Here is an 803-nt window from a genome sequence, read left to right as displayed (position 1 = left end):
AGGTGGGGCAGGTGCGCATCGGCGATACCCACGCGCCGTCGGCCAAGCTGCGCGAGGGCCTGGATTTCGCCCAGCTGCTGGTAGAGGCCGAGATTCCCGGCATCACCCGCCTGCGTGCCGAAAAGCTCACCGCCGCGTTGCCCGATGCGGCCGCATTGGTCGACGCCGAGCCCGTGCGTTTCGTGGCGGCCGGGCTGCCCAACGAAGTGGCGCTTGGCCTGGCCGACTGGCTGGACCGCGACGGCCATGCGCAGATGCTGCTCAAGGCCGACGACTACCGCCGCACGCTGCTGACCCGCGCGCCGGAGCAGACCGAACAGGTGGCCGGCCCGCTGGATGGCCAGACCGTGGTGCTGACCGGCACGTTGGCGCAGATGACCCGTGACGAGGCCAAGGCGCGGCTGGAAGCGCTGGGCGCCAAGGTGTCCGGCAGCGTCTCCAAGAAGACCGCGTTCGTGGTGGCCGGCACCGAAGCCGGGTCCAAGCTGACCAAGGCCGGGGAACTGGGCATCGAGGTGTGGGACGAAGACCGCCTGGTCGCTTTCCTGGCGCAGCACTGAACCCACGGCGGGGCCGTTGCGCCCCGCCGTCCCGCATCTCCGGAGATCCCCATGCACACTGCCGTCCTCGACTTCCGCCTGGCCACCGTGGCCGACACCGACCTGCTGATCGGGCTGATGCGCGAGTTCTACGCCGAAGACCAGCTGGACTTCGACGACGCGCGGGTCCGCATCGCGCTGGCCGCGCTGCTGGAAGACCCGCGCAACGGCGAAGTGCTGCTGTGGCTGGACGAGGCGGGCAGC

At 70.5% G+C, this 803-nt stretch carries 1 protein-coding gene and 1 pseudogene; both read left to right on the top strand.

Translation table 11 applies throughout. The features are described from left to right. Positions 1-560: BRCT domain-containing protein (locus tag DBR34_RS23780; RefSeq protein WP_308812562.1), on the top strand; the 560-nt coding region annotated here is incomplete at its 5' end. Between the two features lie 51 nt (positions 561-611). Beyond that, positions 612-803, top strand: a pseudogene (locus DBR34_RS17490) (GNAT family N-acetyltransferase); the annotation flags it as partial.

The organism is Stenotrophomonas sp. HMWF003, from assembly GCF_003061285.1.
GTDB classification, from domain to species: domain Bacteria; phylum Pseudomonadota; class Gammaproteobacteria; order Xanthomonadales; family Xanthomonadaceae; genus Stenotrophomonas; species Stenotrophomonas maltophilia_AP.
Note: the sequence above shows the minus strand (reverse complement) of the source record. Positions and strands in the feature narration are given on the sequence as shown.